Source organism: Lysobacter sp. F60174L2 (assembly GCF_052547135.1).
In genome coordinates, this window is record NZ_JBQWRA010000002.1 from 440,477 (window position 1) to 463,019 (window position 22,543).

Annotated in this window: 22 protein-coding genes; 15 read left to right on the plus strand and 7 right to left on the minus strand. The window is 61.9% G+C overall.

The window, feature by feature from the left end; all coding sequences use genetic code 11:
* The first annotated feature begins 55 nt into the window (after positions 1 to 55).
* From ACT9AS_RS07125 to ACT9AS_RS07135, 3 genes are all read left to right on the plus strand, one after another.
* The gene (locus ACT9AS_RS07125) at positions 56 to 3,724 is read left to right on the plus strand and encodes a methylmalonyl-CoA mutase family protein (RefSeq protein ID WP_445099418.1); all 3,669 of its coding nucleotides are present in this window, start codon (positions 56 to 58) and stop codon (positions 3,722 to 3,724) included.
* A gap of 79 nt (positions 3,725 to 3,803) precedes the next feature.
* A complete protein-coding gene (locus ACT9AS_RS07130; RefSeq protein WP_445099419.1) occupies positions 3,804 to 4,808 on the plus strand; it encodes an AAA family ATPase in 1,005 nt (334 codons plus the stop codon).
* Between the two features lie 14 nt (positions 4,809 to 4,822).
* On the plus strand, positions 4,823 to 5,683 hold the full coding sequence (locus ACT9AS_RS07135; RefSeq protein WP_445099420.1) for an SIR2 family protein: 861 nt from the start codon (positions 4,823 to 4,825) through the stop codon (positions 5,681 to 5,683).
* 136 nt (positions 5,684 to 5,819) lie between these two features.
* On the opposite strand, the gene ACT9AS_RS07140 is transcribed toward ACT9AS_RS07135, so the two are convergent.
* The 4 genes from ACT9AS_RS07140 to ACT9AS_RS07155 all read right to left on the minus strand — a co-directional run bounded on the left by ACT9AS_RS07140 (position 5,820) and on the right by ACT9AS_RS07155 (position 12,383).
* On the minus strand, positions 5,820 to 7,691 hold the full coding sequence (locus ACT9AS_RS07140; RefSeq protein WP_445099421.1) for an AAA family ATPase: 1,872 nt from the start codon (positions 7,689 to 7,691) through the stop codon (positions 5,820 to 5,822).
* Between the two features lie 230 nt (positions 7,692 to 7,921).
* Entirely contained in the window at positions 7,922 to 11,011 is a 3,090-nt protein-coding gene (locus ACT9AS_RS07145; protein WP_445099422.1) for a DUF3427 domain-containing protein, read from the minus strand.
* Between the two features lie 62 nt (positions 11,012 to 11,073).
* A complete protein-coding gene (locus ACT9AS_RS07150) occupies positions 11,074 to 11,295 on the minus strand; it encodes a hypothetical protein (protein ID WP_445099423.1) in 222 nt (73 codons plus the stop codon).
* An 8-nt stretch (positions 11,296 to 11,303) separates the two neighbouring features.
* Positions 11,304 to 12,383 carry an NERD domain-containing protein gene (locus ACT9AS_RS07155; RefSeq protein WP_445099424.1) on the minus strand — a complete coding sequence of 360 codons (1,080 nt, stop codon included), beginning with the start codon at positions 12,381 to 12,383 and terminating at the stop codon, positions 11,304 to 11,306.
* Between the two features lie 407 nt (positions 12,384 to 12,790).
* On the opposite strand from ACT9AS_RS07155, the gene ACT9AS_RS07160 reads away from it, so the two are divergent.
* Positions 12,791 to 13,915 (plus strand): zinc-binding dehydrogenase, encoded by a 1,125-nt coding sequence (locus ACT9AS_RS07160; protein WP_445099425.1) that lies wholly within the window; start codon positions 12,791 to 12,793, stop codon positions 13,913 to 13,915.
* A 161-nt stretch (positions 13,916 to 14,076) separates the two neighbouring features.
* Here the strand turns inward: ACT9AS_RS07160 and ACT9AS_RS07165 are convergent, their stop codons facing one another.
* Positions 14,077 to 14,493: a hypothetical protein gene (locus ACT9AS_RS07165; protein ID WP_445099426.1), complete on the minus strand. Its 417-nt coding sequence runs from the start codon at positions 14,491 to 14,493 to the stop codon at positions 14,077 to 14,079.
* 189 nt (positions 14,494 to 14,682) lie between these two features.
* On the opposite strand from ACT9AS_RS07165, the gene ACT9AS_RS07170 reads away from it, so the two are divergent.
* Entirely contained in the window at positions 14,683 to 15,291 is a 609-nt protein-coding gene (locus tag ACT9AS_RS07170) for a methyltransferase domain-containing protein (protein ID WP_445099427.1), read from the plus strand.
* Between the two features lie 20 nt (positions 15,292 to 15,311).
* On the opposite strand, the gene ACT9AS_RS07175 is transcribed toward ACT9AS_RS07170, so the two are convergent.
* Positions 15,312 to 15,689 (minus strand): VOC family protein, encoded by a 378-nt coding sequence (locus tag ACT9AS_RS07175; protein ID WP_445099428.1) that lies wholly within the window; start codon positions 15,687 to 15,689, stop codon positions 15,312 to 15,314.
* A gap of 17 nt (positions 15,690 to 15,706) precedes the next feature.
* On the opposite strand from ACT9AS_RS07175, the gene ACT9AS_RS07180 reads away from it, so the two are divergent.
* The 6 genes from ACT9AS_RS07180 to ACT9AS_RS07205 all read left to right on the plus strand — a co-directional run bounded on the left by ACT9AS_RS07180 (position 15,707) and on the right by ACT9AS_RS07205 (position 18,757).
* Positions 15,707 to 16,366 carry a hypothetical protein gene (locus ACT9AS_RS07180; RefSeq protein WP_445099429.1) on the plus strand — a complete coding sequence of 220 codons (660 nt, stop codon included), beginning with the start codon at positions 15,707 to 15,709 and terminating at the stop codon, positions 16,364 to 16,366.
* A complete protein-coding gene (locus ACT9AS_RS07185; protein WP_445099430.1) occupies positions 16,363 to 16,545 on the plus strand; it encodes a hypothetical protein in 183 nt (60 codons plus the stop codon). Before ACT9AS_RS07180 ends, ACT9AS_RS07185 begins: the two co-directional genes overlap by 4 nt.
* An 84-nt stretch (positions 16,546 to 16,629) precedes the next feature.
* Positions 16,630 to 17,190: a DJ-1/PfpI/YhbO family deglycase/protease gene (locus ACT9AS_RS07190; RefSeq protein ID WP_445099431.1), complete on the plus strand. Its 561-nt coding sequence runs from the start codon at positions 16,630 to 16,632 to the stop codon at positions 17,188 to 17,190.
* A 44-nt stretch (positions 17,191 to 17,234) separates the two neighbouring features.
* Positions 17,235 to 17,708, plus strand: coding sequence for a DUF4126 family protein (locus tag ACT9AS_RS07195; protein WP_445099432.1), 474 nt, complete (start codon positions 17,235 to 17,237; stop codon positions 17,706 to 17,708).
* Positions 17,705 to 18,274, plus strand: a complete 570-nt coding sequence (locus tag ACT9AS_RS07200) for a hypothetical protein (protein WP_445099433.1) — start codon at positions 17,705 to 17,707, stop codon at positions 18,272 to 18,274. The genes ACT9AS_RS07195 and ACT9AS_RS07200 overlap by 4 nt, the downstream gene beginning before the upstream one ends.
* Before the next feature lie 204 nt (positions 18,275 to 18,478).
* Positions 18,479 to 18,757, plus strand: a complete 279-nt coding sequence (locus ACT9AS_RS07205) for a hypothetical protein (protein ID WP_445099434.1) — start codon at positions 18,479 to 18,481, stop codon at positions 18,755 to 18,757.
* 37 nt (positions 18,758 to 18,794) lie between these two features.
* Here the strand turns inward: ACT9AS_RS07205 and ACT9AS_RS07210 are convergent, their stop codons facing one another.
* Positions 18,795 to 19,289: a lipocalin family protein gene (locus tag ACT9AS_RS07210; RefSeq protein WP_445099435.1), complete on the minus strand. Its 495-nt coding sequence runs from the start codon at positions 19,287 to 19,289 to the stop codon at positions 18,795 to 18,797.
* Between the two features lie 128 nt (positions 19,290 to 19,417).
* Between ACT9AS_RS07210 and ACT9AS_RS07215 the strand changes: the two genes are divergently transcribed.
* The 4 genes from ACT9AS_RS07215 to ACT9AS_RS07230 all read left to right on the plus strand — a co-directional run bounded on the left by ACT9AS_RS07215 (position 19,418) and on the right by ACT9AS_RS07230 (position 22,529).
* Positions 19,418 to 19,807 (plus strand): type II toxin-antitoxin system RelE/ParE family toxin, encoded by a 390-nt coding sequence (locus ACT9AS_RS07215; protein WP_445099436.1) that lies wholly within the window; start codon positions 19,418 to 19,420, stop codon positions 19,805 to 19,807.
* On the plus strand, positions 19,785 to 20,105 hold the full coding sequence (locus ACT9AS_RS07220; RefSeq protein ID WP_445099437.1) for a helix-turn-helix domain-containing protein: 321 nt from the start codon (positions 19,785 to 19,787) through the stop codon (positions 20,103 to 20,105). Before ACT9AS_RS07215 ends, ACT9AS_RS07220 begins: the two co-directional genes overlap by 23 nt.
* 55 nt (positions 20,106 to 20,160) lie before the next feature.
* Positions 20,161 to 20,523, plus strand: coding sequence for a hypothetical protein (locus ACT9AS_RS07225; protein ID WP_445099438.1), 363 nt, complete (start codon positions 20,161 to 20,163; stop codon positions 20,521 to 20,523).
* Between the two features lie 704 nt (positions 20,524 to 21,227).
* Entirely contained in the window at positions 21,228 to 22,529 is a 1,302-nt protein-coding gene (locus tag ACT9AS_RS07230; protein WP_445099439.1) for an MFS transporter, read from the plus strand.
* Positions 22,530 to 22,543: the final 14 nt, after the last annotated feature.

Sequence of the window (22,543 nt, forward strand, 5' to 3'; positions counted from 1 at the left end):
AAAGTCGCCCCGCGCTACAATCGACGGAATCCCGTTTTCAGCAGTCGAGTGCGCCATGAGCACCCCCGCCAGCAACCTTTCCGACACCGCCACCAGCGTCGACACCGCCAGCGCCCACCCGCTGCGTTTCGTCACCGCCGCCAGCCTGTTCGACGGCCACGACGCCGCGATCAACATCATGCGGCGGCTGATCCAGGGGCAGGGCGTCGAGGTCGTGCACCTGGGCCACAACCGCAGCGTCGAGGACGTCGTCCGCGCCGCGCTGCAGGAGGACGCCGACGGCATCGCGCTGTCGAGCTACCAGGGCGGCCACGTCGAGTACCTCAAGTACATGGTCGACATGCTCAAGGAGCGCGACGCCGGCCACATCAAGGTCTTCGCCGGCGGCGGCGGCACCATCACCCCCGAGGAGATCCGCGAGCTGCAGGCCTACGGCGTCGAGCGCATCTACCACCCCAACGACGGCATGCACATGGGGCTGGTGGCGATGATCGAGGACGTGGTGCGCCGCGCCAGCGAAGGCCGCATCGAAGGCGAAGCCGACAACACCGCGCCCGCGATCACCGACGAGATCGCCATCGGAAAAATGCTCAGCGCGATCGAGGAAGGCCATTTCGACGAGCACGAGTTGTCGAAGCTGCGAAAAGAATGGCAACTGGCCGGCGGCAAGACCCCGGTCATCGGCATCACCGGCACCGGCGGCGCCGGCAAGTCGAGCGTCACCGACGAACTGCTCAACCGCTTCCTCGCCAACTTCCCGGAGATGCGCATCGCGGTGATCTCGGTCGACCCGACCCGTCGCCGCACCGGTGGCGCGCTGCTCGGCGACCGCATCCGCATGAACTCCCTGCGCAGCGAGCGCGTCTACATGCGCTCGATGGCGACCCGCCGCCAGCACGCCGCCACCAACGCGGTGCTGAAGGACTCGATCGGCTTCCTCAAGGGACTGGGCTACGACCTCGTCATCGTCGAGACCGCGGGTATTGGCCAGAGCGACTCGGAGATCGTCGACCTGGTCGACTTCCCGATGTACGTCATGACCAGCGACTTCGGCGCCCCGAGCCAGCTGGAGAAGATCGACATGCTCGACTTCGCCGAACTCGTGGTGCTCAACAAGTACGACAAGCGCGGCGCAGAAGATGCGCTGCGCGACATCCGCAAACAGTGGAAGCGCAACCGCGTCGCCTTCCAGACCAAGGACGAGGATGTGCCGGTTTACCCGACCATCGCCAGCCAGTTCAACGACCCCGGCATCAGCTGGATGTTCGCCAACCTGTGCCGCCTGATGCGCGAGAAGCTGGAGCTGCCGGCGGACAAATGGTCGCCCGACATCGACACCACGCTGAAGGAGCCGCGCGCGACCGTACTGATCCCCGGCAGTCGCGTGCGTTACCTGGCCGAGATTGCCGAGCAGGGCAGGGGGATCAACCGCCAGATCGAGACGCAGGCCGAGACCGCCGACCGCGCGCAAAGCTACTGGCAGTCCCTGCACGACCTTGAAGACCCCAAACTGCCCAAGCAGCTCGACCTTTACCAGGCCGAAGACCTGCAGCGGCCGGCAACCTCCAGCGGCCGAACATCGCCCCCTGTAGGAGCGACGTCAGTCGCGAACGCCACACATTCCGGTACCCCCGAGGAAATCGCGACTAACGTCGCTCCTACAACGGAGGGAAGCCGCGACCCTGCATCGGACGCCGCTCACTCGCCCGCCCACACGCCCGACCGCACCCTGCTAACCCTCCGCCAGCGCTACAACGACGCCGTCCAATCGCTCTCCTCCGAGGCGCTGAAGCTCCTCCGCGACTGGCCATCCCGCCTCAAATCCATCACCGACGACGTCAACGAATACCAGGTCCGCGACAAGACCATCCGCGTCGACAACTACCGCGAGTCCCTGTCGCACCAGCAGATCCCCAAGATCGCCGCCCCCACCTACAAATCCTGGGGCGAACTGCTCACCTTCCTGCAAAAGGAAAACCTCCCCGGCGCCTACCCCTACACCGGCGGCGTCTACCCGTACCGCCGCACCGGCGAGGACCCGATCCGCATGTTCGCCGGCGAGGGCACCCCGGAGCGCACCAACCGCCGCTTCCACTACCTCAGCGTCGGCCAGCCCGCCGCGCGCCTGTCCACCGCGTTCGACTCCGTCACCCTGTATGGCGAGGACCCGGCGCCGCGCCCGGACATCTACGGCAAGATCGGCAACTCCGGCGTCAACATCCCCACGCTGGACGACATGAAGAAGCTGTACTCCGGCTTCGACCTGTGCGCGCCGACCACCTCGGTGTCGATGACCATCAACGGCCCCGCGCCGATGATCCTGGCGATGTTCATGAACACCGCCATCGACCAGCAGGTCGAGAAGTACCTGCGCGAGGACCAGGCCCGCTGGGACGCCGCCCACGACAAGATCGAAAAACTCTTCGAAGGCAAGCAACGCCCGCAGTACGGCGGCATGCTGCCCGAGACCAACGACGGCCTCGGCCTAGGCCTGCTCGGCGTCACCGGCGACCAGGTGGTCGACGCCGAGACTTACGAGCGCATCAAGGCCTACACCCTCAAGACCGTGCGCGGCACCGTGCAGGCCGACATCCTCAAAGAGGACCAGGCCCAGAACACCTGCATCTTCAGCACCGAGTTCGCCCTGCGGATGATGGGCGACATCCAGCAGTACTTCGTCGACTTTGGGGTGCGCAACTTCTACTCGGTGTCGATCTCCGGCTACCACATCGCCGAGGCCGGGGCGAACCCGATCAGCCAGCTCGCCTTCACGCTGAGCAACGGCTTCACCATCGTCGAGTACTACCTCGCGCGCGGGATGAAGATCGACGACTTCGCGCCCAACCTGTCGTTCTTCTTCAGCAACGGCATGGACCCCGAGTACACCGTCATCGGCCGCGTCGCCCGCCGCATCTGGGCCCGCGCCATGCGCGAGCGCTACGGCGCCAGCGCCCGCAGCCAGATGATGAAGTACCACATCCAGACCAGCGGCCGCTCCCTGCACGCGCAGGAGATCCAGTTCAACGACATCCGCACCACGCTGCAGGCCCTGTACGCGCTGTTCGACAACTGCAACAGCCTGCACACCAACGCCTACGACGAAGCCATCACCACCCCGACCGAAGAGTCGGTGCGCCGCGCCGTCGCCATCCAGATGATCATCAACAAGGAGCTGGGGCTGAACTTCTGCGAGAACCCCTGGCAGGGCAGCTTCATCGTCGACAAGCTCACCGACATCGTCGAGGAAGCCGTCTACAAGGAGTTCGAGGCCATCAGCGAGCGCGGCGGCGTGCTCGGCGCCATGGACACCATGTACCAGCGCGGCAAGATCCAGGAAGAGAGCCTGTACTACGAGCACAAAAAGCACGACGGCAGCCTGCCGCTGGTCGGCGTCAACACCTTCCTGCCGAAGGAGCACGCCGGCGACATCGTCACCGAGATCGAACTGATCCGCTCGACCGAGGAAGAGAAGGGCCAGCAGATCGACAACGTCGCCAACTACCAGCAGCTCCGCAACGCCCTGACCCCGTCCGCCCCTGTAGGAGCGACGTCAGTCGCGATCGGAACCTCCGACCGCGACGCCGGCCTCGCCTACCTCCAGAAAACCGCCCGCGACCGCCAGAACGTCTTCGCCGCGCTGATGGAGGCGGTGAAGACGCACAGCCTGGGGCAGATCAGCCATGCGTTGTATGACGTGGGTGGGGAATACAGGAGAAACATGTGAAGTTCCTGATTAAAGCCGAGGTTCGGATCGTCATTCGCTAGCACAATAAAGGGCAACGAACAGAATGCACTCATTATGCGTGTTCAATAACAAGGGTGGCGTCGGTAAGACCACCCTGTTGTGCAATCTTGCCGCGTACTTTGCGTTGGAGAGTGGAAAAAAAGTTCTCGTAGTCGACGCAGATCCGCAATGCAATGCGACGGCGTACATGCTTCCGGAAAAGGAAGTGGAGAAGCTCTACTCAAGTTCTAGCGACGAGGGGACGATTAATGATCTGATCGTGTCGCTCAAAAAATCGAAAGGTTTTGGCTCGACCCCCATCGTTCGAAGTGCCGGCTTCGGCGTCGATCTCGTTCCCGGGGATCCCAAATTTGCACTTGCTGAGGACTTCCTGGCGAAGGACTGGTTTGATGCGACAAATGGTCAGGAAAGAGGGTTGAAGACCACGTTCTTCTTGCGTGCCCTTATCGCCTGGGCCCAGAAGCGCAAATATGACTACGTTTTTTTTGATATAGGGCCGTCCTTGGGCGCTATCAACAGAACTGTGTTGTTGACGTGTGACTATTTCGTCTTGCCAATGTCTTCCGATATTTTTAGTCTCAGAGGGCTGCAAAATATCCAGGTCGCAATACAGGGTTGGATGAAGGGTATTACACGAGGCTTGGAAGTTTATGAAGAAGAAAATGACGAGCCATTTACATTGGAAGATGATATTGCATTGGGTGAGCGGGGGATAAAATTTCTCGGATACGTTACTCAGCAATACACTGCAAAAACCGTCGGCGGCAAGAAGCAACCAGTTAAATCTTTCGAGAGAATCATCAAAAGGATTGGGCCGGCTATCGAACGAAGTCTTATCAAGCCGTTGAACGAGGGCGCGATTCTAAACTACAAGCTCGGTGAAATTCCCTACTTTCAAAGTCTAGTGCCGATGTCTCAGACTTCTGCGAAACCCATTTTCGCTCTCAAATCTGCTGACGGTATCGTAGGGGCGCACTTCGACAAAGTGAAGGAGTTCAAGCTCGTTATAGGTGAAATCGCAGACAACGTGCAAAATAATCTGGAAGACGTGGTGTGGCTATGAGGTGGCCTGCCCCCTTGATTAAAGACATCGCTGCAAGGCGTGCTGTCGTGTTTCTCGGGGCTGGTGTTTCAATGAACTCGTTGGGAACTGACGGCAGGTCCAGGCCAAAGACTTGGGCCCAATTCCTAAAGGTTGGTGCCAAGGCGATAGGGCGGTCCAATTCCACTATCGTTAAAGAAGTCACGGGGCTAATCGAAAGAAACGATTGGCTAACGGCATGCGAAGTAATTAAAGATAAGCTCGGTCGGCAGGAGTTCACTGATTTGATGAGAGCCGAATTCCAAGACCCGGGATTTCGGCCAGCAGAGATCCATGCACATATATGGTCTTTAGATCTCCGTATAGCTATAACGCCAAACGTGGATGTCATATACGATGGCTTGGTAGCAGATCGTGGAAACGGGACGGTTTCGATTAAGACGTTCCGAGATGAGGATATTGCGGAATCTATTCGAAGTCGTGATCGAATATTAATCAAAAGCCATGGTTCAGTGGACGCTCCAAACGCGTTAATATTTACGCGAACTCAATACGCGGAGGCTAGAAACAAATACAGGGCGTTCTACGAAATGCTCTATTCTTTATTGAGCACCCACACTTTTCTATTCTTAGGGTGTGGTTTGGAGGATCCAGACCTAAGGTCGCTTTTGGAGGACTATAGATATAGAAATTCTTTTAGCCGGAAGCACTACTTTTCCTTGCCGCGAGAGGATTATCACGACTCCATAGTTAAGGTCTACTCGGAATCTCTGAATGTCGAGTTCGTCAGCTATATGAGTAAGGATAACCATCGCGAACTGACAACGGGCGTCAAGGAGTTGGCTGAGACGTCTTGGCTTATGCGTGCGGAAATGGGGAAGAATCTCGGCTGGTAGTTTGACCTATAAAGCGGGATCAGCTGTTTTATGGGTAACATGCCCTAGGGCGCAAGTGCTAACACAAGATAACCGCAAACGGTTGTAGCCACGTATTACTCGGCCCCCCCAAAAAGCGGAACCAGAGTTGTTTGGTCTAGCTGCTCATCGTCGTGTTGATGGCGGAATGTAGCTTCGCAAAATTTTCAATTGTCACGTCTGAAAGGCTCAACTCTGGGTGGCGTCGGAGAAAGGTCTCTGCAACCTGGCCGTGGTTGTATTGTCCGTTCTTGGCCTCGATTCGCTTGACGATTCGATCTCCCTGCGGGAGTTCTTTTAGTTGAGTCTTCAACCCGAAGGTCAGATTGTAAATACCAAGATAGTCCTTGGGGTCAAACAGGTCCTCAATGTCCGCGTTCTTTGTTTCTGTGATTCTGTTTGCCAAGATTAGTCTCGTATCTTTGAGAAGGTTCTGCGATGCCATTGCGGTTATCCGCTGAAGGCCTTGAGTGTCGGAGTCGGCAAGCACCGTAATGTCCAAGTGACGTCCAATCAAGCTTACAAACGTTGGAATATTCGATGCACTCCCGGCGGGCAGTATTCTCCAACGACTGTCCAGTTCAGTCTTGTTGTTCTTCTTGCATAGCAAAGACATGATCGTGATATAGATGAAATCAGAAGTCCCTTCGACGATGAGGTTATTGGGTCCGATGAATAAACTTTGCGCGATGTCGTAACCGAGGGCGGCTTGAAGAGGGAACAAGCTGTCGGGGTCGATGGCCAGAACATCGGCGCTGACGATTACCCCACGTGGAGGTCCAAGATCCTCGACTATGCGAGTGCGCTGTAGTTGATCCGCCTCTACCATGAATGGGGAGTGCGTCGTATAGATCACAGGCGACGATGGGGCCAATCGCTCGTTAATGAAGCGCAGGAAATCGCCTTGGGCCTTGCCATGCAAAGTTAGCGCAGGTTCGTCAAGGAGAACTATCGTGTTTCCCTTTGATTCGAATTCGCTAAAACCGGCTAAGAATGAAAAGAACCACTGAAAACCGGACGATCTCTGGCAGAAGTTATTCGAGTATCCGGTTCGACCATCTTCGAGTCTGATGTCAAGAAAGCGAGCCACGGCTGTGTGGCCTTGGTTGTTGCTCTCAGTTACCTTGTCCACATCAATGTGGACTCGAAGATTTGGGTTTTGCTTCCAATATTCGAATACTTGCTGTGTTAAATCTATCTGTACCGCCTCTAGTTCCGCCTTCCTCAGGTCATAGTCATCGCTTTGTATTTGTTTTAGGTCGGTTCCAGCTAGGCTCAATAGCGCGCGCGCAGTCTGCATATCGGATTCGGCGGGTTTTTCTTTTGCAGTGCCAATCTTTCGTAGGTCGATTCGACCAGGCAGCGTGCTATAGCTAGAGAATCGGAAAAACGTCGGGACTAGTGCGATGATATCGTCGGTAATCGCATCCCAAAGTTCCCCTCGTGACTTGTAAGTGTCACCGAGTATCTTTTTTGCATTTTCAGAGTCATCATCCTCTTGTACTTGCTTAGAGACCGCATCATGCAGATCAACCAAGGTCGATACCTTGTCGAGAGGAGCTTTAATGCTGCCGGGGAGTGCTGCTTTCTGTAAATCGACGTAAGCCTCCTCGTTTAGCGATACGTCAACGGTCAACTGGTCGGAGTACTGTCGTCCGAGGGTAAACGTGCGAGACGTTAAAATGCCTCCACCGTAAGTATTTTCAAGTTCGGCGAACTCTTCGCAACTAAGCTCAAAAATAGCGTTAATAGGTTGTGTTTCTTGAATGTCGCCCGCTTTACGATCCTTCGTTAGAAGCCAGCGCGGATATTGATCTTCAAGCTTAAACGTTTGCTCGTAGGCAGGATTAAGCAGATAAAGCGCCTCGAGTAGGCCAGATTTACCCGCTTCATTTTTTCCGACCAGACAGGTAACTGCGTCATCAACTTTGATGTCGCCAGAGTCAACAACGTTTCGGAACTTCCGCACGCGGAAAGACTGAAGAATCATTCGGTGCCCCCTTGGCGATTGCTGCGACGCATCATGTTGGTCGTCACAGATGAAGTGTTGACCATAACTGCTCTAAATGCGAGATTCCAGTTAAGACTAAGATCAACTTCCACGTCCACGTCCGATGTTTCGGAGCGCCGCAACCTCATCTACATGGGCCCGCGCTCGGAGGTGTTCGTCCGGCAGACGCTGCGGGTGATGGCGGCCAACCCGCAGATCGTGCCGCCGGGCTATGAAACGGCCGCAGCAAATCGTGTGTAGAGATCGCCCGGCAGCTCGTGAGCAAGGCGCCACTTGATCCCCATCGGGCGCTCGCCTGTATGCGAGACATATGACGCAGGCCCCAATAGCCAGAACGCCCGCTCATCCGTCGTCAGGCGGGCGAATGGAAGTGCAATGCTTCCGGTGCTCTCATGCTGCTGGTACCGCTGACCGGTGTCGCTCTCCGCACGGGTAGCGGACTGACTTTCCCAGTGGATCAGCTCCCGGCTGATCGCGTAGTCCCGATATCGCGTGGTGGGCGAAAAGTGTCCACTAGCTTTATCGAGAGTGAATGCCAGCAAGTCCACCGACGCATCCGGAAGCCAACGCACGCCTTCGCGCCATTCCGGCACTTTCAGCCGATCCCCATCACTGAAAGCGGCAAGAATCTCCCTCCGTGTATAGCGGGCATGGACATACAAGGGCACTTCGGGGTGCGTGGAAAGCGGAGCCTGGACGTGATCGATACGTTCGGTAAGGAGATCCATCAGCTGGTCCAGCTCCACCAAAACTTGTGGGTGCTGCCAGATCAGCGATGCGGCTTCATCGAGGCTCTCGCCATCCAAGCGGACGCTCTCGGTAAGCACCGTTGCCAGCATGTGGAACAGCCGGCGGGTGCGAACATCGAGCGAGCCCATGCTTGGTGGCAGCGTTGCTTGCGCAAAGGTGCGGTACTGCTTAATCCGCTGTTCGTCGTCGAGGTGGAGCAATCTCCCCAACGCACGCCGCAGCGCGTTCTCCTCAGGCCCGTTCGGCAGAGTTGGTACGCCACCCGCTTCCAGCAAGTCCGACCAGCAGTGGCTGTTGGAGTAGATGTCTTCGAGCTCGAGTCCGGATTCCTCGAGAAATCTCTTGAGCGTGATGTCGGGTGTGGCCTCTGCCACGCGCTGCAACTCGCGCGCCTTTGCAGGCCACGTGGAGGGCAGACTCTGACGAATATTCTCGAGCACCGTTTGCGTGGCAACGGTGTCAAGTTGCATATGGCAACCACTGGGCAAGAAGGGGAAGCCGCTCTCAATTTGCTTCTCCAGTTGCTTTCGGCTGCCGCCCAGCAACGCGCCAAACCTGCGGTGGAACTGAAACTCCTTGCGGTGTTGGCCAACGAAGTCCAGCACGGTGCAAACGGACTTTGTTTCCTGGCGACGTAGGCCACGGCCGAGTTGCTGCAGGAAAACAGTCGGGCTATCGGTCGGCCGCAACAGCAGGAGAGTGTCGACGGAAGGCACGTCTACGCCTTCGTTAAAGAGATCCACGGAGAACACCGCTCGGAGTTCGCCGGACTTCAGCGCCTCTAGCGCATGGCGTCGCTGCTCGGGTGGCGTGTCTGCCCATACCGCTACTGCCGGCAGATCGGCCTCGCAGAACTGGTCCGCCATGAATCGCGCGTGTGCCACTGAGACGCAGAAGCCCAATGCGCGCATCGAGTCGGGATCTGGAGCGACCTTGGCAACGTTTTCAATGATCAATCGAGCCAGCGCGTGATCACCGGTCACCAGATTGCTGAGTTCCTGCGGGTCATAGCCGCGACCTCGCTTCCACGTCACCCCGCGGTAGTCCACGCCATCGCTAATGCCGTAGTAGGCGAAGGGGCTCAAGCGGTGCTGATCGATGGCATCCCACAAACGCAGCTCAGCGGCGATCCTGCCGTCGAACCAATGCAGGATTGGTTCCTCGTCACTGCGCTCGGGCGTGGCGGTAAGGGCGAGCAGCTCGATTGGACAAAGGTGGTCGAGCAGCGCCTTGTAGGTACGTGCCGCGGCATGGTGGAACTCGTCGATGATCACAACATCGAAATGGTCCGGCTCGATGTTGGCCAAGCCGGTAGCGGTCAGGCTCTGCACTGACGCAAACACGTGATCGAAATGCGTCGGACGGTTGCCGCCGACCCAGAGCTCGCCGAACGCGGCGTCCCGCAATGCGTGTCGGAATGTCGCAAGGCTTTGCTCGAGGATTTCTTTGCGGTGAGCTATGAAGAGCAGGCGCGCACGTGGCAAGCGTCCTCGCAGGCGCTGGTAGTCAAGCGCCGCCATGACGGTCTTGCCGGTTCCTGTGGCGGAGACCAACAAGTTTCGGTGCCGGCCTTGCAGTCGTGAGAGTTCAATTTGCTCCAACAGCCGGGACTGGAAGGGTTCGGGGCGGATCTCGACGGGGCTGAGATAGATCCTTGGGCCATTGGCCGGAGTTTGTGTCAGCTCTCGAAACTCGGCCTCATCGAAGGAACGGAAATCGTCGTTGTTCCAGTAGCTATCGAACACAGCTGAGAATTTGTCGATGACGTCAGGGTTCCGAGCGCCCGAGACCCGCACATTCCATTCCAGCCCCGTGACCTGCGCGGAGTGGGTCAAGTTCGACGAACCGATGAATGCCGTCGAGTAGCCAGAAGCACGGTGGAACAGCCATGCCTTTGCGTGAAGTCGCGTGCTGGAGGTGTCGTAGGAAACGCGGATATCTGCCCCGAGATCCCGTAGCGCCTGGAGAGCTGCCAGTTCCGTCGAGTTGGTGTAGGTCGTCGTCAGCAGCCGCAGTGGCCGCGTTGCGTCTCTGTGGCGTCGCAGCAGCTCCAGCAGTGGCTGGATGCCAGAGCGTCGGACAAAGGCCATCAGGATGTCGATGCGGTCGGCGGATGGGACTTCCGATTGAAGTTGAAACCCGATCCGAGGTTCTCCCGGAGCGTTGGTGAGCAAGGTGGTGTCCAGTAGCGGTGTGGCGGGGAGCTGGATGTGCTCAGCCGTGCCGTCTGGCCGCAGCGCCGCAATCGCCTGGAGAACATCACTTGCGGGCGACGGAGCATCGGCTGCGTCGACGCCTTTCCCGGTGGCATCGAGTAGCTGGACAATTTGTCGGGTGAGCTCGAGACCTACGTCAGTGCGTTGTTTGGAATCGAGGCCGGAAACGACGCGGCGTATCAGCGTCCCCAAGTGCAGCGCTATCCGATCCGCTGCCTCCTCGCCATGGAGTCGCCCGCGCAAGGCTCTGTGTTTGGCATCGAGCTCTAGGAGCTGCGCTTCAAGCGCCTCGGTAACGAGCTGCTCATACAGTCCACGTTGGAGTTTGGTCATGTCGCCCAGGCTAGCACCGCTTGTCGGAGACTAAGCGCTGCCTCCAGACTACGGCTGACTGGCTACGCCAATTTCTTGCGTAGACGGCTACGGAACCAAAAGTAGCTTCCGATAATCACCGCTCCCTGCAGCAGCATGAGCGGCAGAAAGAATAGGTGGGTCAGGGTCCATAGCAAACATACGATTGCTGCGATCCCTAACGCCTTCTGCCCGAATCGGCTGGCTATGAAAAGTACGAGTACGAACAGCAACTGATAGAGCAGCACCGGAATGGTCAGGATCATGTGCGCGTCTACGCCGGGTTCGTGAAGTAAAGCTCGCTGCTACGGCAGCCGGAGCACTCGTGATAGAAGCGATCGCCGTCCTTGCGCAAGCGGGGGGTATGGCCGGGCTGGCACGTGAAGCGAATGGCGGTGTTGGCTTCGCATTTGCCGCACCTGAAGTAGTAGCCGTAGCGACCGTAGAGAACGGAACCTCCCGTTCCCTTGCAGGACTTGCAGCTCGGGCCGCCCGTTTGAACCTGCGTTGGATGTGTTTCGCGCTTCTGGGTATCTCCACGTTCCTGCGCTGCACTTCCCAGGGAGGGCTCAATCCGAAGCTTTCCACTGCGCGTCGTCGCTGTCGCGACCGAGAGCTCCGAGCCGCGACTTTCGGTCAAGGGGCCGTCAGTTGAAATCGGCTTGCCGATTACGGGCACGTGTCGGTTGGCGAGCTGGCGTGCTACGTGCTCCACCGTTTCGCTGGACACAATCTTGGCAGCGGTCTTGATCAACCCGAGGATGGGGTTCTCGCCATCGATATCCCGCCAGATGGCCTTCTTCAGTTGGTCGGTCTTGATGACCCGTGACGCATCAAAACGCTTAGGGCGATCCACGCGTGCATTGGAGGAAACGAGTACGAAGGAGTGGAATGCCGGCGTGATTCGGACACCGAGCCGCGAGGGCAATTCAACCTGCGCCAGGACATCCCGTAGAACCTCTATGTGGCGCTCGTTCTGCTGAAGGGGTGATGGCATGCCTTGGTAGGTCCGGCCGGCCCAGCGGAGGAATTCGCCGTCATCAGTGATCTTGATTCCGCTCCAGGTGTGCTTCGTCTCCAGCACATACACGTCCATCCAGCGATTGATCAGAACGTGATCGATCTGCGCAGTTCGGCCGTCATGCTCCACGCGCAGGTCATGGATAACCGCCCAGTTCGCCGAGCGCGCGTAGTCGAAGTCGATGAGGTAGGCCGACTCCTTCTCGCCTTTAAGACCCGCTTGGCGGATTCGCAACTCGTCGCTGGCGCGCTTGGCCTCGGGGCCACCGTGGTTCGCCTTCTGTTCGAGCGCGCGCAGCACGTCGCTGTAGTCGTCGGCTTGCTTGATGAGCATGTACGTGTTCCCCTTTCGGGACCAAGCATAGCCATGATTGCGGAGGCCGCCGACCGGGGCCGTTAGGTCGTCGGTGATGTCGCGAAGGTCTGCCGCAGACCTCCGGGAGGTCATTCGACGACCTCGGCGAGGTCTCCGATAGGCCTGTGGAAGGTCTCCGGGGATGTCCGCGAGGTCGCTGGCAGACCTCCGCGACATCCTCGAAAGGCCTCCGGAAGGTCTCTCGAGGATGTCGCAAAGGTCTTTGGTGGAGGTGCGGAAGGTCGCCAGTCCGGCGTTCGCCATCTACTGGGCAACCTCGCCCCGGAAACAGCCCCAATGACATGATGGCGACGGTCAGCTGTGCGCGACGGCCACCTCGACGCGGCTGGTATCCGACCGCGCACGACCCCGATGAGGTAGCAGAGATGGACAAGACGAGTGGATTGGAACTGCGGTCGCTGGCGATGTCCGATGGACAGCTTCGCCTGAGCCTGGAGACGGTCACCCTGGACGAACCCGGCGCGGATGAACTGGTGGTGCGGGTCGAGGCCACGCCCATCAATCCGTCGGACCTCGGGCTCCTGCTTGGTCCCGCCGATGTGTCGACGATCAGGGCCGAAGGCACGCCGGAACGACCGGTGCTGGTCGCCGACATTCCGCAGCAGCGCCTGGCGCCCATTCGTAGTCGGCTGGATCAGTCGCTGCCGGTCGGCAACGAAGGCGCGGGCACCGTCGTCAAGGCGGGCGGCAATGTGCAGCATTTCCTCGGGAAAAAGGTCGGGATGCTGGGCGGCGGGATGTACGCGCAGCTGCGCAAGCTGCGGGCGCAGGACTGCATCGTGCTGCCCGATGACGTGGACGTCGCGGACGGAGCGTCGATGTTCGTCAATCCGCTGACGGCGCTTGGCTTCACCGAAACGATGAAGGCCGAGGGGCACAGCGCGATCGTGCACACCGCCGCTGCTTCGAACCTGGGCCAGATGCTCAACCGGATCTGTCTTGCGGACGGTATCGGGCTGATCAACATCGTGCGCAGCGACGCGCAGGCGGCGATCCTCCGCGACATCGGCGCACGCCACGTCGTCGACAGCACGTCGCCGGACTTCCAGGCCGAACTGACCGAGGCGATCGCCGACACCGGTGCAACCATCGGCTTCGACGCCATCGGTGGCGGCAAGCTGGCCGGGCAGATCCTGCAGGCGATGGAAACGGTCGCCAGCCGTGGCGTCACCACGTACAGCCGCTACGGCTCGGACGCGTTCAAGCAGGTCTATATCTATGGCGGCCTGGACACGGGGCCGACCGTGATCAACCGGACGTTCGGCTTTGCCTGGAGCGTCGGCGGATGGCTGCTCTTCCCGTTCCTGCAGAAGGCGGGCAGGGAGGTCGTGGCGCGGATGCGCCAGCGTGTCGTGGATGAGCTCGGGACGACTTTTGCCAGCCACTACACGAAGACCATCAGCCTTGTGGACGCGCTCCAGCCGGAGATCCTGGCTGCCTACGAACGCAAGTCGACCGGCGAGAAGTACCTGATCGACCCGTCCTTGTAGGCGCGGTTGTTCCTTGTCGATGTCCGGGGACGCCTCGCGACAACAACCGTCGCACTAAGTCTCAAAAAAAAGGCCCCGCATTGCGGGGCTTTTTTTAGTACTCGAAGTACCGCGTGGCCTTTGGACTCAGTGTGCTATGGCCTGGCGCCGCGGCCGTGGGGTCACGGCTGGTAGCAGGCGCCGCTGGCGTCGTGCTCGATCTGGATCAGTTCGCCGCCGCCCGCGCCCCAAGCATTGCCATCGGCAAAGATCAGGCAGCCTACGCCCTTGTAGAGCACCTGCATGCGGCGCGCGTCATTGCCGAAGTAGAACGGGATCCAGCGCTTGCCGGATTCGTAGCTGTGCTGGCGGTCGGGGACGCGGTCCATGACCTGCTGCACGGCTTGGGTGTCCATGCCGATCGTGAGCTGGGCGAACTTGCTGCCGGGCGCCGGCTGGCCGACGATCGCTTCGGCCTGCACTTCCTGGTCGCCTGCGGTCTGCTCGGCGCTCGCTGCGCTGTTGGTGTTGCCGGTGGTAGCGCAGGCGGCGCAGGCGCTGGCGAGGGCCACGATGGCCAAATGGCGGAACGTACTCATTACTCATTTCCCTGAGATCGCCGGAGGTCGGGAAGGTCTCATGCCTTCCTGCCGGCGAAGTGCGCAGACTGCCGGCGGAGGCACGTGTCGTCAATCAAATGTCGAGAACAAAAACACGGGTCAGAGTGGTATTACCGCGGGCAGGAGTATGAGGTCGAGTGTTGCGTGGGTTTTGAAGGAGATGCGCTGATGCCGGGAGACACTGGCGACAACAACCGTCGCACCGTCATGGACTACGAACACTCCGCGCGCGAGTACGTCGCCACGGTGGCGGGCCGGCCTTCGGCCAGTGCCGAAGCGCTCCAGCGCCTGGCTGCGGAGGTGGTGCCTGGCACGCGCGTGCTGGAGATCGGCTCCGGTCCGGGCTGGGATGCCGATGCCCTCGAAGCGCTGGGCGTCGTCGTGTACCGCACCGATGTCACGGTGGCGTTCTGCGATCTCCAGGTCGAACGCGGCAAACGCTGCGATCGTCTCGACTTGCTGTCGGACCCCATTGATGGGCGCTATGGCGGCGCGATGATGCTCTGTGTACTGCAGCACTTTGAACGCGTCCAGCTGGATGGGGCGCTGCGCAAGCTGGCGGGCGCCTTGGGCGCGGGCGGCCCGCTGCTGCTGATGTACCCCGAAGGCGACGACGAGGTCTGGGAGCACGGCGCCGGCGGCGACTACCGGGTGGTGCGATGGGCGCCGGCTGCGTTCGACGCCCACCTTGCGCGGGCAGGATTCACCGTGGCGTGGGAACACACCATCGAAGGACGGGGTGGGCCGTGGCGCACACTGCTGGCGCTGAAGTCGTGACTTTCCCGTCGCAAGCGGAATCACATGCTATTGACGTGCAGGATGTTGCCGTCCGGATCCTTGAACCAGATGCCCGCGAAGCCGTCTTGCTTGTGCACGCCGCGGTCGATGTCCATGCCCAGGTCGGGATACTCCTCCAGGGTCACGCCCTTTGCGCGCAGGGTCTGTGCAATGGCCTCGACGTCATCCCCGCCGCTCCAGGCCACGGCGTTGCCCGTGCCCGGTCGGACGCCCTCGGACCGGTAGACCGCGAGGTGGGTATCGCCGGTCCGGTATCCCAGCACGCCGTCCATCTCGTCGCCGCTCGGCTCCAGGCCCAGCGTGTTGGTGTAGAAATCCCGCGCGCGCTCGAGGTCGCTGACCGCGACGATGGCGCTTGAAGTCTTGTCCTTCAACATGGGTGCCTCCGAAAGGAATGGTGCCGCATGCCGGTAGCGGCCGATGCGGCTCCGCGACGCTGCGCGTACCGGCGTTGGAAGGGCGTCAAGTCCGCGTTAACGCACCGGGCGTCCGCGAGCGGCTCTACCGCCGCGACACGCGGCAGGCAAACAGGCACACTCCCGCCATGGCCTTCAACGTCCGACAGATATTCGCCGCCCTCAACGATGCGCAGGTCGATTACGTGGTCGTCGGCGGACTGGCGGTCATCCTGCATGGCTACCTGCGCGCCACGGCTGACCTCGACCTTGCGATCGGATTCTCGTCGGACAACGCCCGCCGCGGCATGCGGTCGCTTGCTGCCATCGGCCTGCAGCCACGATTGCCGGTGGCGCTTGATGACTTTGCCGACGCCGACAAACGCCGCGACTGGCTGCGCAACCGCAACATGCTGGTGTTTCCGTTGTGGGACCCGGCCAACCCGTTGCGTTCTGTGGACGTGTTCATCGACGAACCCATCGGGTTTGACGAGCTGCTGGCGGAATCGGTGGTCAAGGACATGGATGGCTTGAAGGTCCGGATCGCATCCATTCCGCACCTGATCGAGATGAAGCGTCGCGCCGGGCGTCCGCGCGACCTGGAGGACATCGACAAGCTCCAGCAGATACACGATGCCGGGGCGGGGAGCGTCCGATGAATCCCGGTCACCCGCTGGACTTCAGCTTCGAGGACGCCGAGCGCGCCCAGTTGATGGCGTGGGTCAACCTGAGCGCGGACGCCAAGATCGACTTCTTCGAGGAGATGGTCGAGCTTGCCTACATGAGCGGCGCGTTGACGCCGGAACGGTTGGCGCTGCGCGACGCGGTTCCGCGGTAGGGGTCCCAGTCACATGGCGCCAATGCACCTGGATGCATCCTGCGGGCTGCGGCCATTGCCGCGTCCCGATCTGCAGGAGGTCCCATGAGCAGTGCGCTTCAAAACAAGACGGTCGCCATCCTCGCCACCGATGGCTTTGAACAGGTCGAGCTGACCGAGCCGAAGAAGGCGGTGGAGCAGGCGGGCGCGACCACCCGGCTGCTGTCGATCAAGGCCGGCGAAATCCAAGGCATGAACCACGACAAGCCGGGTGACAAGCTCAAGGTCGACGGGCTGGTGTCGGACGCGAACGTCGACGATTTCGACGCGTTGATCCTGCCCGGTGGCGTGGCGAACCCCGACAGGTTGCGCATGGACGAGTCCGCCGTGGCGTTCGTGCGGGACTTCTACCGCAGCGGCAAGCCGATCGGCGTGATCTGCCACGGGCCGTGGGTGATGATCGAGGCCGACGTGGTGCGTGGCCGCCGCATGACCGCATGGCCCAGCGTGCGCACCGACCTGCGCAATGCCGGTGCGGAGGTGGTGGACGAGGAGGTGGTGACCGACAAGGGCATCGTCTCCAGCCGCAAGCCCGAAGACCTGCCGGCGTTCTGCAAAAAGATCGTCGAGGAGTTCGCCGAAGGCCGCCACGCGCCGCGCACCTGACATCGCGCGCACTGACCGCGCGCACAGAAATAGGGAGATTGCATATGGCACTTGTCCATTCGGTTCTGATGGCCGCGATCGGCGGGATGCGCGCGGTGACGCCACTGGCGGCCGTGGCCAACGCCGCGCGCGACGGCCTGCTTCCACGCGACAACGGCGCGCCGCGCTGGCTGTCCAGCCGCGCCACCTCGGCCGCCACGGGGGCGCTGGCGCTGGCGGAAATGGCCGGCGACAAGATGAAGGACGCGCCGGACCGCATCGCGCTGCCGGGCCTGCTGGCACGTTGCGCGACGGGCGCGATCGCCGGTGTCGCGCTGGCCCCGGCGCGGCAGCGCAACACCGCCGCGTTGCTGGGCGCCGCCGCGGCGGTCGGCTCGTCCTATGTCACCTTCCGCATGCGCAAGTACGCGCTGCAACGGTACGGGCAGACCCCGACCGGCGTGGTCGAGGACGGCATCTCCGCGGCCGGTGCGGCGCTGGTGGTCGCGGGCGTGGGCAGGACGCGGAGGGGTCGATGATCCGTATCGCTTCCGTAATTCCGCTGACTTTGGCGCTCGCCGTGGCGCTGGCGGGCACTGCCTGCACCAGGGCTCCCGGGGTGGCCGAACCGTCCACCGTCGGCGGCGACGGCTCCCAGGCGGCCGAGCCGGCCATGGTCGAGAACGACACCCCCGAGGCGGCCGAACCGGTCACGGTCGATGGCGACGGCTCGGCGATCACGCTCGCGCCGCTCACCGCGGCCGACATCGAGGGCGCCTCGCTCGCGGGCGAGCTTGCCTGCAGCTTCTCCGCCGGTTCGGGCGAGTCGCCGCTGTTGCTGGCAAAGGGCGATGTGGCCTCGGATGCACCCGGCCGTGGCGTGGTGAAGGTCGGGAGTTATGTCGAACCCATCGCCGCGCCGGGCGGCTTCGACGGGATGTTGCGCGGCGCGCGTTTCTCGGGCGCCGGCAAGGTGGTCGTGATCGAACTTACCGGTCCCGCCACGGGCGGCGGCGAGTCTCCACCCAGCCCGGCCACGCTCACGTATCACCGCGCCGATGGCGCCCGGCGCACGTTCGCCGGCCAGTGGCAGTGCGGGCCGTAGGGTGGGGCGGCAGGCGTCGCCACTTCGGGCGCCGCCTGCTTGCGGTCAACGGCATGGGCCCGGTCACGCTGGGCATCTTCATGCGTGGGGCCGGGCCGGCGCTTTCTTTTGACTGAACAGCACGCCGTCACCGGGGATCTTCACGCTCCGCAGCCATGCCAGCCGGGTTAGTCTTCCGCCCTTCCGAAGCAGAGTTTCGAAGTGATGAATGCCACCGTTGTCGGTCTGGTGACGCCGCACCTGCTGCGCGTCGTGGACCTCGCCAATGAAGCGGAAAAGGGTGTCAACGTGGATTGGCACGTGCGCGATGCCGTGTCCAGGTCGATGGCCGAGCTGGGCGACCAGTACAACGCGGCGGACCTGGTGACGTCGTTCATCGACGGGCTGGAGAACGCGGCCGCGCAGGCCCCGAAGGCCCGCATGCTGTATGCCGGCGCGCTGCGGTCAGCGGCCGAAGCGGCGCGCCGCCTCCGCCGCGACTGAGTCCCCGGCGCGACCGGTTCCCCCCGGCGTCTCCGCCCTACGGCGTGCCCTTCTGCGGGGTGTCGATCAGTCCGTCCAGCTCGTAGCCCAGCGCCTGCGCGGTGGCGAGGTAGTCCATGCGCTCGGCGGGGTCGATCCGCGGCGTGCGCGCCAGCAGCCACAGGTACTTGCGGTCCGGGCTGCCGACCAGCGCGATGCGGTAGTCGGGGTCGATCCGCAGCACCCAGTAGTCGCCCTTGGTGAACGGCACCCAGCGCAGCCCCTCGGGCAGGAAGCTGACCTCGAGCTTGCTGTTGTTGCTGCCCTCCACCGGCGTGGCCTCGCCGACCGACTCCTGCGGCGAACCGTCGCCATCGCGCGCGCGGTTCTCGACCCGCACCTTGCCGTCGTCCTGCAGCGTGTAGGTGGCGGTGATGTCGGTGTAGTCCGGCGGCTCGTGGCGCATCGGCAGCCGCGCGATCTCGTACCAGGTGCCGAGGTAGCGCTGCAGGTCGACGGCGGCGACGGTGGCGGGTGCGTCGTGGTGGGTCATGTGGGGCTCCTGTGGGGGGAGCCCGTGGTGTAGCCGATGGGCGATGAAGCGGGTGCATACGTGCGTTGTGAGGTGGCGGCAGCGCAGCCGCTATTTTTTTCGTATCACTAAGTGATATAGTCCAAGGTATGAAACGGATCTTCATGACCCGCGCGTTTGCGCGGTGGCTGCGCAGGAGCGCGGTGTCGGAAACAGCGCTATCGATCGCGGTGGCGGAGATGTCCGGCGGACTGGTCGATGCCGACCTCGGCGGCGGAGTCCTCAAGAAGCGCGTTCCGGTGCCCGGCCGGGGTAAACGTGGCGGAGCACGGACGCTGGTGGCGACCAATCGCGACGATCGATGGTTCTTCGTGTTCGGCTTCGAGAAGAACGAGCGCAGCAATATCACGGCGCGTGAGCTTGAAGCCCTGCAGGCGCTGGCGACCACGCTGCTGGGTTTTTCGGCCACCGAACTGGAAGCACAACTGAAGCAGCCGTTACTCAAGGAAATTCCCGATGACCAAGGCGCAAACCACTAGCCGCATCCTCGAAGAGGTTCACGAGACCGCGCGGGACTTCCACGCTGCGGGCTTTATCGATGCGCGTCGCGTGCGGGAGTTCGACGCTCTCTGTCTCGGGCCGGTTGCCGAATGGCCGGCCGATCGTATCCGCGCGTTGCGGTCCCGCCATCGGCTGAGCCAGGTGGTGTTCGCCAACGTGCTCAATACCAGCGCCTCGACCGTGCGGCAATGGGAGATCGGTGCCAAGCGGCCGAGCGGGCCATCGCTCAAGTTGCTGGATCTGATCGACCGGAAGGGACTTGAAGTGTTGCTTTGACGTACGCCGTCGTCGGGCTAGTCTCCGCTGACTCCCAAAGCCACGAGAACTGCCGATGACCCGTATCGCTCCCGCGCTTCTTGCGTTAACCGTGGCACTGGCCACCGCGTCCTGTACCACCACCACGCCTGACGTTGCCGGGCAGACGGATGGCCCGTTACCCATCGAAGGCACCATCACCGCCATTGACCTGCAGCCGTGGGCCTACGACGGCCATGCGGTCGTGCAGGTGGAGGCGGAGGGGCGCGGCCCGGTGCAGGTCCAACTCCCGGCGCGCTGGAACCTGTGCAAGGCGCCACCGGTGGACGTGGAGGCGTTGGCCGTCGGCATGCGCGTGCAGGCGGTGGGCGCCGCATCGGGCGAAGGCGGACTGGTGGTGTGCGGGGATGCGGCGCACAGGCTGGTGCCGCTGGAATAGCGGCAGCGCGGGATGTGAATGCGTTTCAACCGACGTCGATATCGATTACAACACGTTGATTCCAGCCGCACCTCAGGCGATATATCCTCTGATCGCGGAGTTGAAGCCGCTACACATGGGCGACGTTGGTCGGTGCGCGGGGCGGCAGGTCGTATCTGGACCAGCGGCTCCAGTTGTTTCGGTTAAGGTGAGACGGCAGTAGAGAGACACCCATATGTCAAAAGTCGGCGACGATAATCGTTCCAACCAGATGAACCCAAACAACGATGCCTACTATCAATCGCGTGGATATGAATCGCGAAGTGACTACTTCGATGGGGACGACCAAGAAGTCTCTGCCGGAGGTGTCCAAGCTCCCTACGGTGCTTCCGATTTGCGGTCCGATGTAGAGAGACAGGCGGATACGGTGAGGGAAGATATCGCGCGGGAGATGACACCCGCAAAGTTGGGCCCAACGCTTTGCAAATTTCTGGAGCGGGAATTCTGCAGTTACGACTTCAGTGCGGTAGTGGAAGATGGCTTGTTGATTGAGGTGAGTGGGTGCGAGGGGGACATTATCGCCAGTCAAATCGAGTCATATCTTCGACAGTGGCTTCGGAGTCGACGTTGGATGATGAAGTACTGCGAATGGAACGTGGAGCTCGTATTTCTCTGAGGTATCTATCGCACCGCGGCAACGTTTTGCCGAGGCGCCAAACATCGCTTTGAGCACCATCTTCCACTCCCTCAGGAGCTACAACTACCGGCTATGGGCCGCGGGCGCGCTGGTGTCCAACGTGGGCACGTGGATGCAACGTATCGGCCAGGACTGGCTGGTGCTGACGGTGCTGACCGACCACAACGCGACGGCGGTGGGGATGGTGATGGCGCTGCAGTTCGGGCCGCCGCTGCTGTTGTTGCCGTTGACCGGCTACGCGGCCGACCACTGGGACCGCCGCAAGCTGCTGCTCGCCACGCAGGCCGCGGCCGGGCTGTTGGCGCTGGGGCTGGGCGTGTTGACGCTCACCGGCATGGTGCAGCTGTGGCACGTGTACGGGTTTGCATTGCTGCTGGGCTGTGTGACCGCGTTCGACGCGCCGGCGCGGCAGGCGTTCGTGTCGGACCTGGTCAGCGATGACGCGCTGGCCAATGCGGTGGCGCTGAACTCGGCGTCGTTCAACGCGGCGCGGATGCTCGGCCCGGCGGTGGCGGGCGTGTTGATCGCGGCGATCGGCGAGGGCTGGCTGTTCGTGGTCAACGCGGGCTCCTATGCGGCGGTGCTGGTGTCGCTGTGGTTCCTGCGGGTGCACGAGCTGCATACCGAAGCCCGCCCGGAGCGCACGCGCGGCAGCTTGCTGGCGGGATTCGGTTACGTGTGGCGGCGGCCGGACCTGATGGCGGTGCTGGTGATGCTGGCCCTGCTGGGGACGTTCGGGTTCAACTTCGCGATCTTCATTTCGACCATGTCGGTCACGGTGTTCGGTGGCGACGCCAGCCAGTACGGCCTGCTGACCTCGGCGATGGCGGCCGGGACCATGAGCGGGGCATTGCTGTCGGCGCGTCGGCCGGTGCCGGGGATGGTGCTGATGGCGGTTTCGGCGGCGGGTTTCGGTGTCAGCGTGGCGCTGGCGGCGGTGATGCCGGGGCCGGTGCTGTTCGGGGCGGTGCTGTTCTTCGTCGGGCTGGCGGCGCTGACCTTCATGACCGCCAGCAACTCGATGATGCAGCTCACCACCGAACGCGCGATGCGCGGCCGGGTGCTGGCGTTGCGGATCGCGGTGGTGATGGGCGGCACGCCGCTGGGGGCGCCGTTGGTGGGGTGGGTGGTCGACCGGTTCGGCGCGCGCTGGGCGTTGGGCATCGGTGCGCTGTCGGGTGTTGCGGCGACGGCGGTGGCGGTGGGTTATCTGGTGAGGTATCGCGGCCTGCGGGTGTCGCGGGATGGCGGGCGGTTGCGGCTGGCCATCGAGGCGGCGCCGGCTGACGAAACGGATGTCCGGGTGGCGGCCGGTGAGCGGGTGACTTGAATCCAGGGGGAACC